This window comes from Oscillibacter sp. MSJ-31 (assembly GCF_018918025.1).
In the GTDB taxonomy this organism is placed as follows: Bacteria; Bacillota; Clostridia; order Oscillospirales; family Oscillospiraceae; genus Hominicoprocola.
In genome coordinates, this window is sequence record NZ_JAHLPT010000011.1 from 64,718 (window position 1) to 73,764 (window position 9,047).

Annotated in this window: 14 protein-coding genes; 13 read left to right on the top strand and 1 reads right to left on the bottom strand. The window is 58.1% G+C overall.

Annotated elements, in window-relative coordinates:
• The first annotated feature begins 2 nt into the window (after positions 1-2).
• From KQI17_RS08875 to KQI17_RS08915, 9 genes are all read left to right on the top strand, one after another.
• The gene (locus KQI17_RS08875) at positions 3-314 is read left to right on the top strand and encodes a KOW domain-containing RNA-binding protein (protein WP_216495808.1); all 312 of its coding nucleotides are present in this window, start codon (positions 3-5) and stop codon (positions 312-314) included.
• The gene (infA, locus tag KQI17_RS08880) at positions 296-514 is read left to right on the top strand and encodes a translation initiation factor IF-1 (protein WP_022019198.1); all 219 of its coding nucleotides are present in this window, start codon (positions 296-298) and stop codon (positions 512-514) included. The genes KQI17_RS08875 and infA overlap by 19 nt, the downstream gene beginning before the upstream one ends.
• A 15-nt stretch (positions 515-529) precedes the next feature.
• Positions 530-643 (top strand): 50S ribosomal protein L36, encoded by a 114-nt coding sequence (gene rpmJ / locus KQI17_RS08885; protein ID WP_021858708.1) that lies wholly within the window; start codon positions 530-532, stop codon positions 641-643.
• A 23-nt stretch (positions 644-666) separates the two neighbouring features.
• Complete coding sequence (gene rpsM, locus KQI17_RS08890) at positions 667-1,035, top strand: 30S ribosomal protein S13 (protein WP_022019197.1); 369 nt, start codon at positions 667-669, stop codon at positions 1,033-1,035.
• A gap of 16 nt (positions 1,036-1,051) precedes the next feature.
• On the top strand, positions 1,052-1,456 hold the full coding sequence (gene rpsK, locus KQI17_RS08895; RefSeq protein WP_022019196.1) for a 30S ribosomal protein S11: 405 nt from the start codon (positions 1,052-1,054) through the stop codon (positions 1,454-1,456).
• 24 nt (positions 1,457-1,480) lie between these two features.
• A complete protein-coding gene (rpsD, locus tag KQI17_RS08900) occupies positions 1,481-2,083 on the top strand; it encodes a 30S ribosomal protein S4 (RefSeq protein WP_022019195.1) in 603 nt (200 codons plus the stop codon).
• Between the two features lie 87 nt (positions 2,084-2,170).
• A complete protein-coding gene (locus tag KQI17_RS08905) occupies positions 2,171-3,124 on the top strand; it encodes a DNA-directed RNA polymerase subunit alpha (protein ID WP_022019194.1) in 954 nt (317 codons plus the stop codon).
• A 73-nt stretch (positions 3,125-3,197) separates the two neighbouring features.
• Positions 3,198-3,539 carry a 50S ribosomal protein L17 gene (rplQ, locus tag KQI17_RS08910; protein ID WP_022019193.1) on the top strand — a complete coding sequence of 114 codons (342 nt, stop codon included), beginning with the start codon at positions 3,198-3,200 and terminating at the stop codon, positions 3,537-3,539.
• A gap of 228 nt (positions 3,540-3,767) precedes the next feature.
• Positions 3,768-4,502: a polysaccharide deacetylase family protein gene (locus KQI17_RS08915; RefSeq protein ID WP_216495809.1), complete on the top strand. Its 735-nt coding sequence runs from the start codon at positions 3,768-3,770 to the stop codon at positions 4,500-4,502.
• Between the two features lie 76 nt (positions 4,503-4,578).
• Here the strand turns inward: KQI17_RS08915 and secG are convergent, their stop codons facing one another.
• Complete coding sequence (gene secG / locus KQI17_RS08920; RefSeq protein WP_022019191.1) at positions 4,579-4,806, bottom strand: preprotein translocase subunit SecG; 228 nt, start codon at positions 4,804-4,806, stop codon at positions 4,579-4,581.
• 522 nt (positions 4,807-5,328) lie between these two features.
• Here secG and alr point away from each other — a divergent pair.
• The 4 genes from alr to KQI17_RS08940 form a co-directional block, all read left to right on the top strand.
• Positions 5,329-6,459, top strand: coding sequence for an alanine racemase (gene alr / locus KQI17_RS08925; protein ID WP_216495810.1), 1,131 nt, complete (start codon positions 5,329-5,331; stop codon positions 6,457-6,459).
• 128 nt (positions 6,460-6,587) lie between these two features.
• The gene (locus KQI17_RS08930; RefSeq protein WP_022019189.1) at positions 6,588-7,043 is read left to right on the top strand and encodes an arginine repressor; all 456 of its coding nucleotides are present in this window, start codon (positions 6,588-6,590) and stop codon (positions 7,041-7,043) included.
• A 191-nt stretch (positions 7,044-7,234) separates the two neighbouring features.
• The gene (locus KQI17_RS08935) at positions 7,235-8,161 is read left to right on the top strand and encodes a DUF6017 domain-containing protein (RefSeq protein ID WP_216495816.1); all 927 of its coding nucleotides are present in this window, start codon (positions 7,235-7,237) and stop codon (positions 8,159-8,161) included.
• Between the two features lie 60 nt (positions 8,162-8,221).
• On the top strand, positions 8,222-9,047 hold an 826-nt coding region (locus KQI17_RS08940; RefSeq protein WP_216495811.1), incomplete at its 3' end, for a ParB N-terminal domain-containing protein.

Consider the following 9,047-nt stretch of genomic DNA (forward strand, 5'->3'; position numbering starts at 1 on the left):
GGATGGACATTGCGAAGAGCGACCTTGTTTTAGCGACGGCGGGCAGGGAGAAGGGCAGGCTCTTCTTCGTTGTGGATGTTCAGAACGAATATCTTCTGCTCGCAGACGGCAAGTCCAGACGGCTCGAAGCCCCCAAGCGCAAGAAGTGCAGGCACGTTCAGCGCGCGGGAGCCGCGCCGGAGGAGCTCGCCGCAAAGCTCAGAAGCAGCGAGATCATTACAAACAGTGAGCTTCGTAAAGCCCTCGCCGTCTATCGCGGCGAGCACGGTAATCAAGACCAGGAGGGATCAACACTTTGGCAAAATCCGACATGATCGAAGTGGAAGGCACTGTCGTTGAGGCGATGCCCAACACCACATTCCAAGTAGACATTGGAAATGGACACACGATATTGGCGCATATTTCCGGAAAGCTCAGAATGAATTTCATCAGGATCCTGCCAGGTGACAAGGTCACGGTGGAGATGTCTCCCTACGACCTGACCCGCGGTCGCATTACCTGGCGTACTAAGTAATGGAGGTTTATCGACATGAAAGTAAGACCGTCCGTGAAGCCCATGTGCGAGAAGTGCAAGATCATTCGTCGTAAAGGCCGTGTCATGGTCATTTGCGAGAATCCCAAGCACAAGCAGCGCCAGGGCTAAGACTTAATTGGAGGTTAAAGAGTATGGCACGTATTGCCGGTATTGACCTGCCCAAGGATAAGCGAATCGAAATCGGTTTGACTTACATCTACGGCATTGGCAGAAAGAGCGCTCAGGACATTCTGGCGCAGACAGGCATTAACCCCGACACCCGCGTGAAGGATCTGACCGACGCGGAAGAGGCCAAGCTGCGTGAAGCCATCGACCACGGCTACATGGTCGAGGGCGACCTGCGCCGCCAGACCGCGCTCGACATCAAGCGTCTGAGCGAGATCGGCTGCTATCGCGGCACCCGTCATCGCCGCGGCCTGCCCGTTCGCGGTCAGCGCAGCAAGACCAACGCACGCACCCGCAAGGGCCCCAAGAAGACCATTGCGAACAAGAAGAAGTAAGGAGGGAGAATAGAATATGGCTACTGCTAAGGCTAACGGCAAGAAGGTTATCCGCCGCCGTCGCGAAAAGAAGAACATTGAGCGTGGACAGGTCCACATTCGTTCTTCCTTCAACAACACCATGGTCACGGTGACCGACTCTCAGGGCAACGCCCTTTCCTGGGCTTCCTCCGGTGGTCTCGGTTTCCGCGGCAGCAAGAAGTCCACTCCCTTCGCCGCGCAGAGCGCTGCTGAGACGGCGGCTACCGCCGCTATGGAGCATGGTCTCAAGACCGTCGAGGTCTTTGTCAAGGGTCCCGGTCAGGGTCGTGAAGCGGCCATCCGCGCCCTGCAGGCTGTGGGTCTCGAGGTCACCATGATCAAGGACGTTACGCCGATTCCTCACAATGGCTGCCGTCCCCCGAAGCGCCGCCGCGTTTAATCGAAAGAGGAGGTAACAAGCAATATGGCTAAGAATATGCAGCCGATCGCCAAGCGCTGCAAGGCTTTAGGCATTTCTCCTGCCGTTATGGGTTATGCGAAGAAGACCACGAACCGCAACCCCGGCAGCCAGATGAAGAGAAAAAAGAGCGAGTATGGCATCCAGCTTGCTGAGAAGCAGAAGGTCAAGTTCATCTACGGTATCCTGGAAAAGCAGTTCCATGATTACTATGAGAAGGCCGCTGCGGCTCCCGGCAAGACCGGTGACAACCTGCTCATCACCGTCGAGCGCCGTCTGGACAACGTCGTCTATCGCATGGGCTTTGCGATGACCCGCCGTCAGGCCCGTCAGCTCGTCAGTCACGCCCACTTCACCGTCAACGGCAAGAAGGTCAACATTCCTTCCTACCTCGTCAAGGCCGGCGATGTGATCGAGGTCGCAGAGAGCAGCCGCTCCGCCGAGTGCTTCAAGCGCCTGCTGGGTCAGGACGCGCCCGTGTTCCTGCAGCCCGTGTGGATGGAGCGCGAGAAGAATGCTCTCAAGGGCACCATCACTCGTCTTCCCGCCCGCGAGGAGATCGACGTTCCTGTTGAGGAGCACCTCATCGTTGAGTTGTACTCCAAGTAATCGGAGGATACCCTCAATAATGATAGGAATTGCCGGCGGGGCGCAGCAATGCGCCACCGCAATGAGAAGATGAAGGAGGGTAACTGCATGATTGAAATTGAAAAGCCCCAGATCGAGTGTATCGAAGACTCCGCAAACAGCTCTTACGGCAAGTACGTTGTCGAGCCTCTGGAGCGTGGATACGGCATTACGCTGGGCAACGCCCTGCGCCGCATTATGCTCTCTTCGCTCCCCGGCACCGCAGCTACCGCCATCAAGATCGCCGGTGTGCAGCATGAGTTCTCCACCATCCCCGGCGTCAAGGAGGATGTGACGGAGATCGTCCTCAACGTCAAGAGCCTGATCACCAAGCTCCACAACGCAGAGGGCACCAAGACGGTCTTCATCGAGGCCACCGGTCCCTGCGAGGTCAAGGCCGGCGACATCAAGTGCGACAGCGAGGTCGAGGTCCTCAATCCCGACCTGCATATCGCAACGCTCGACGCCGGAGCGACGCTCAACATGGAGCTGACGCTCAGCCACGGCCGCGGCTATGTCCCCGCTGACCGCAACAAGCCGGCGCAGACCACGATCGGCCTCATTCCGGTCGATTCGATCTACACGCCTGTTTACAAGGTCAACTACACCGTGGAAAACACCCGCGTGGGCAACATGACCGACTTCGACAAGCTGACGCTCGAGGTCTGGACCGACGGCACCATCTCGTCCCGTGACGCGGTATCCCTCGGCGCCAAGATCCTCTGCGATCACTTCGCTCTCTTCACCGACCTGTCCGACGCTATGGGCGGCAAGTCCACCGTCGTCGAGAAGGCCGAGACCCAGCGCGACAAGGTTCTGGAGCTGACCATCGAGGAGCTCGATCTCTCCGTGCGCAGCTTCAATTGCCTCAAGCGCGCCAACATCAACACCGTCGAGGACTTGATCTCCAAGACCGAGGACGATATGATGAAGGTCCGCAACCTGGGCCGCAAGAGCCTCGAAGAGGTCATCAACAAGCTGGCAATGATGGGCCTGTCCCTCGCCAGCGACGACAACAACTGACAGGGGTTGTCGCCTGCGGCAGCGCCGCAGGACGAAGACCCGCTAACTTATCCTGATAAGGAGGAAAACCAACATGCCCGGAACTCGTAAGCTCGGTAAGACTACCGATCAGCGTATGGCGATGCTCCGTCAGCAGGTCACCGACCTTCTGGACAACGGCAAGATGGAAACGACCGTCACCCGCGCCAAGGAGATCAAGCCCCTGGCTGAGAAGATGATCACCCTCGGCAAGAAGGGCGATCTGGCGGCTTATCGTCAGGCGATGGCTTTCATCACCCGCGAAGACGTCTGCAAGAAGACCTTCAAGGAGCTGGCCCCCGCCTATGCTGAGCGCAACGGCGGCTATACCCGCATCGTCCGCACCGGCGTTCGCCGCGGCGACGCTGCCGAGACGGCCATCATCGAGCTGGTCTAAGCATAACAGCGTAAGTAAAAAGTCCTTTTGTATGGCAGATCGCGAAGCCATACAAAAGGACTTTTTATGCTTCTCTGCCGCATGGTCGGAAACGCCCGTTTTCCTTGCGGCGCAAAACGCCCTCTGTTGCACGCTGCAGTGCATCGGAGGGAAAAGAATGATCCGCGGCCCGTCCCGCAGGGATAAGCGCGCCGCCGGGCGCATAAGCTCCTCCGAGGGGGCGATGGAATGACAAGGAAAAAGCGGCGGGCGCTGCTGTGTATGCTCGCCGTACCGCTGCTGGCGCTTGCGCCGCGTTCGGAGGAAAGTCTGCCGGCCTCTGCCGCGGAGCCGGCGGCTATGCCGGAGAAATATGTGGCGCTGACCTTCGACGACGGCCCATGGCCCGAGACCACCGAGCAGCTGCTCGACGGCCTCGCGGAGCGCGGCGCCAAGGCGACCTTCTTCCTGATCGGCGAGCAGCTCGCCGGGCATGAGGACACCGTGCGCCGTATGGCGGATGAGGGGCATCAGGTCGGCAGCCATACCTTTACGCACATGGATCTCAGCCGCGGCGACCCCGCCGAGCGCCTGCGCGAGATCGCTGCGACCGACGAGACGCTGCGCGCGCTGCTGGGCGACGGAGTCTATTGGCTCCGCCCGCCGTGGGGCTTTCTTGCCCCGCAGACCGCCGCGGCAGTCGAGGTGCCGATGGTCTACTGGTCGCTGGATACGGAGGACTGGCGCAGGCTGGACGCCGACGCCGTGGCGCAGGACATCATCGACCATGCCCGCGACGGCGACATCATTCTCCTGCACGACCCTTACGCCACAAGCGTCGAGGCGGCGCTGCGCGCCATCGACGCCCTGACCCCGCAGGGCTACCGCTTTGTCACCTTAGAGGAGCTCTTTCGGCAAAAGGGCATCGAGCCGGAGCCGGGAAAGCTCTACATCCGTCCCGACGAGCTCAAGCGGATCGCGTGAGACAGAGAAAAAGAGCTGCCGAAGCGAGGCTTCGGCAGCTCTTTTTGATTACAGTTTGTCGAATATGCGCGAAAAATTACAGCATGTTGAGAACGAGCGTCAGGACGATGAACGCAGCGCCGACCCACTTGGTCGCGCGGGCGAGCTTGGCGTCCATGCTCTTGGCCTTGTTCTTCGCCATAAAGGAATCGGCCACGCCGCCGATGGCGCCGCTCAGGCCGGCGGACTTGCCGCTCTGGAAGAGCACGATGCCGATGACGATCAGACCGCAGATGAGCTGAAGAATGGTGATAAACAGTTCCATAACAGGAGACCTCCAATCAGTTGATAAACGCAGAATGCGCTGTATTCACAGGATGTAATCATACCACAGTCCCGGACAAAAAGCAAGCGGAAATTAGCAGTTTTTCACCCAAAACGCAGCGAATGTGCAAAGTCTCAAGGGACCTTGCACATTCGCAGTAAGCTCCGGCGGGAAGGAAGATCGGGATGGGGGTGGCCGGAGTTTCCTCGGTAGCGGGTAATATGAATTTATATTCGCGAATCAAAATGATGACATAGTATAAGAGGATATTCATGCAAAGTCAATCGGTTTGATATTCAAAATTCACGCACAATAATTAAATTTTCTTATGCAAAATGACAAGAATCCGTTGCAGATGCAAAAGAGCCTTGCAATCCAAAAAGAAAAGAGATAAAATACAAAGAAATTGATTAAATACCGAATGAAAATACGCAAAACGGCTGTATACGCCGAATGAAATCTCAAAAGTACAAGGGCGCATCTCGGCTCGTTCGCGAGATGTGCGGGAAGTGAGGATAGGATATGAATACGACCTACGGAGTGCTCAACAACTCAAGCCTGATCGTCGATACAGACAAGCTGCGCGAAAACGTGCGCACGATCCTGCGCTCGCTCCCGGCGGGGACAAAGCTCATCCCCGTCGTCAAGGACGACGCCTACGGCATGGGAATGGTCGGCGTCGCACGGACGCTCAGCGCCTTTCCGGAGATCGGCTGCTTTGCCGTCGCCAACGTCTCCGAGGGCGTGACGCTGCGCCGTGAGGGTATCCGTCAGGACATCCTGATCATGGGCAGCACGCTGCCGTTCCAGTATGCGCCTGCGGTCGAATGTGACCTGACCGTGACCGTCTCGCGCCTTGGCATGGTGCCGGAGCTTGCGGAGGTCTGCAAGGCGCAGAGCAAGCCGCTGAACGTGCAGATCAAGCTGGAGACCGGTATGCACCGCATCGGCGTGGAGCCGGGCGAGGAGCTCGCCGCGCTGATCGGGGAGCTCAAGGCGGCGCAGGAGTGGGTCCATGTCACCGGCGCGTTCTCTCATTTCGCGTGGCCCGGCAACGCCGAGGTCTGCGAGGCGCAGTATAAGAAGCTGCTTGCCGGCGCGGAGCAGCTCAAGGCGGCGGGCATTCCGGTCCCAATGTGCCACATCAGCGCCTCGGAGAGCTCCGAGCTCTTCCCGCAGTACGCGCTTGACGCCGTGCGTATTGGCCGCCGGCTCTATATGGACCATCCGAAAAAGCCGCTCGGCAACATTCAGGAGGTCGTCTCCTGGCGCAGTTACCTCACCAACGTCAAGCAGCGCCACGCGGGCGACTCGCTCGCCTACTTCGGCAAGTACGTTCTGGATAAGGATACCGTCGTGGCGACCGTCGGCGTCGGCTACGGCGACGGCCTGAACGAAAAGCTCGTGGCGTGTCACGCGCCGGTGCTCGTGGGCGGCAAGCGCTGCCCGCTGCTGGCGTGCTGCATGGACCAGTGCTTCGTGGACGTCACCGGTGTAGAGGATGCCAAGGTCGGCGACGAGATCACCTTCTTCGGCTACGACAGCGACGGCAACTTCCTCTCCTCGCAGGAAACGGCGAACCTCATCGGCGACGACGAGGGCTGCGGCCTGACCTCCGCGCTGATGCACCGCGTCGCCCGCGTATTCCACTGATTTCCGCGCGGCGTGTGCCGCATGTGCCAGTGAACGGTTATTTTTGCATACATCGTTGCATAATTTTTGATATTACAGTATAATAGCCGCAGAACCACGCATGAAATAACATACCGTGGGGGTAGGCTATGAAGAGCAAGCGACAGGAGAAGATCCTTGAACTGATCGCGCAGTACGCGATCGAAACGCAGGAGGAGCTGCTCGAGCGGCTTTCCGAGTGCGGCATCCCCAGCACGCAGGCGACCGTTTCCCGCGACATCAAGCAGCTGCACCTGTATAAAGAGCCGTGCGGCGGCGGACGCTACCGTTACGCCTCCTCGGCGCGTTCGACGGGCTGCGACTTTAACGACCGGCTCCAGCGCATCCTGCGCGAGTGCAGCCTGAGTGTGGACTACGCGCAGAACCTTGTGGTCCTCAAGACGATGCCGGGGCTTGCCAGCGCGGCGGGCGCGGCCTTCGACGCGATGGACGATCTGCCCGCCATGATCGGCTGCGTCTGCGGCGACGATACGGTGCTCGTCGTCATGCGGGACGAAGCCTCGGCGCAGAGCTTCTGCGAGGAGCTGAGCGGACTGTGCAAGTAAAAAACGATCGGAAAAGGCAAGGCATTTGGTTTCTACCTATAAAGACCATGACTTCAAACGTTAAATTTAGAGGCAGTTACCAGAAAAACGACCCGAACTGACACAATTCAATAGGCGAAAAAGGCACGATTTGATGTGATTTTCAAATCGTGCTTTTTTCATGCCCGCAGGAGGTGAAAAATTTGACAGAGATGCTGCTGGCCGATTACTTTTACGGCGATGAATCCGAACAATTCAGCTACTTCCGAATCCCTCGCCTGCTTATCACAAGTCCGCGCTTCAAGGGACTATCTACGGACGCGAAGCTGCTCTATGGTATGCTGCTTGACCGTATGAGCCTGTCTGCAAAGAACGGCTGGTACGACGAGCAGAGCCGCGTCTACATCTACTACACCGCGGACGAAATTCGGGCAGACATGGGCTGCGGCAACGACAAAGCGCTCAAGCTGCTCTCCGAGCTGGACACGAAGAAAGGCGTCGGTCTGATCGAACGGATCAAGCAGGGACAGGGTAAGCCGACGAAAATATATGTCAAGCGCTTTACGACGCGGGAGCTTCCAGCGGACACGGCTGAGTCGTCCCCGCCATGCCCTGATACCGGCAGAGGTGCAGACCTCGATTTTTCCGATTTCCAGACCTCGGAAAAGTCGATGTCAAGACCTCGACAAACCCGATGTGCAGACCTCGGAAAAGCCGATGCAAGTTATCCTAATAGAAATAAGCCTGAGTTTAGTTATCCTGATCCATCTATCCGGTCCCACGAAATGGAGATGGAGCGATGCGAGTGCAGAAGAGAAGTCATGGAGCAGATCAACTACGTTGACCTACAGAAAAGCTATCCGTATGACGATGTGGACTGCCTGTTGGAGCTGATTGTTGATACGCTTTGCAGCACTGCGGCGACCATGCGTATCGGCGGAGACATTCTTCCAGCGAGCACTGTCAAGGAGCGATACCGGCAGCTTGACGCCGAACACATCAGGTACGTCATCGACGGCCTGCGCCAGACGACCACGCAAATCCGAAACATAAGGGCTTATCTGCTCACGACGCTTTACAATGCGCCGCTGACGATGGGCCCTTATTATTCTGCCGCTGTGCGGCATGACACTGGTTAGAAATGTGTCCCACAGTGGGACGCATTTTTAGCATAAATCAAAAAACTTGGAGGTATTGAAATGGCAAATGAAACCAGCAAAACCACATCCCCCGGCAACGCATCCCCTACGCCCCAGCAGATCCCTCTCGCGCAGATACGCGATCTCCCCGGCATCGTGAACATCCGCACCTACACGCCAAAGGACTTAGGCGGCCTTGTCAGCAGTATCCAGTCGGTCGGCGTCCGTGAGCCGATCATCGTCCGCCGCAGCGAGGACGGAATGTATCAGCTTTTGGCAGGTCAGCGCCGCCGCAAGGCGAGCGAGCTTGCCAAGAAAACCACGATCCCTGCTCTTGTATACGAAATGACATTGGAAGAGGCGCGGTCTTATCACAAGGCGCAGGTGCTCGACCCCAAGGCAGTTATCCCTGGCAAGCTGGTGACGCTCTCTGCGGGCGAGCCGAGCAAAGCGGAGGAGAAAACGCCCGTTGTTCCTGCCGATGATAAGGACAAGCAGAACGAGAAACCCACGCCTACAGATCCTATCAAGTCCGAACCGACCAAGGCGGAAGAAAAACCGCCTGTCGTACCCGTCGTGGCTGACAAGGACAAAGAAACCGAAAAGTCTGCGTCTGTGGTTCCTGCCAAGAGCGAGGCGGTCAAGGCGGAAGAGAAATCGGCCGCCACTCCTGCCGAAGCTGACAAGAGCAAAGAAGCCGAAAAGCCTGCGGCTGCGACTCCTGCCAAGAGTGAACCAGCCAAGACGGAAGGAAAAATGTCCGCCACGCCTGCCGCAATGGATAAGGGCAAGGAAGCCGAGAAGTCCGCTCCCGCAGCTTCGACCAAAGCGGCACCGGCTAAGCCCGCGGCAATGCCTGCCGGTCCCGCCGCCGTCGGTCCGACCG

What these genes read in the sequence shown, in the direction of transcription:
- KQI17_RS08875 (WP_216495808.1), top strand. Translation starts at nt 3, where the DNA reads ATGGACATTGCGAAGAGCGACCTTGTTTTAGCGACGGCGGGCAGGGAG.
- rpsD (WP_022019195.1), top strand. Translation starts at nt 1,481, where the DNA reads ATGGCTAAGAATATGCAGCCGATCGCCAAGCGCTGCAAGGCTTTAGGC.
- KQI17_RS08930 (WP_022019189.1), top strand. Translation starts at nt 6,588, where the DNA reads ATGAAGAGCAAGCGACAGGAGAAGATCCTTGAACTGATCGCGCAGTAC.
- KQI17_RS08915 (WP_216495809.1), top strand. Translation starts at nt 3,768, where the DNA reads ATGACAAGGAAAAAGCGGCGGGCGCTGCTGTGTATGCTCGCCGTACCG.
- rpmJ (WP_021858708.1), top strand. Translation starts at nt 530, where the DNA reads ATGAAAGTAAGACCGTCCGTGAAGCCCATGTGCGAGAAGTGCAAGATC.
- KQI17_RS08905 (WP_022019194.1), top strand. Translation starts at nt 2,171, where the DNA reads ATGATTGAAATTGAAAAGCCCCAGATCGAGTGTATCGAAGACTCCGCA.
- KQI17_RS08935 (WP_216495816.1), top strand. Translation starts at nt 7,235, where the DNA reads ATGCTGCTGGCCGATTACTTTTACGGCGATGAATCCGAACAATTCAGC.
- rplQ (WP_022019193.1), top strand. Translation starts at nt 3,198, where the DNA reads ATGCCCGGAACTCGTAAGCTCGGTAAGACTACCGATCAGCGTATGGCG.
- alr (WP_216495810.1), top strand. Translation starts at nt 5,329, where the DNA reads ATGAATACGACCTACGGAGTGCTCAACAACTCAAGCCTGATCGTCGAT.
- secG (WP_022019191.1), bottom strand. Translation starts at nt 4,806, where the DNA reads ATGGAACTGTTTATCACCATTCTTCAGCTCATCTGCGGTCTGATCGTC.
- rpsM (WP_022019197.1), top strand. Translation starts at nt 667, where the DNA reads ATGGCACGTATTGCCGGTATTGACCTGCCCAAGGATAAGCGAATCGAA.
- rpsK (WP_022019196.1), top strand. Translation starts at nt 1,052, where the DNA reads ATGGCTACTGCTAAGGCTAACGGCAAGAAGGTTATCCGCCGCCGTCGC.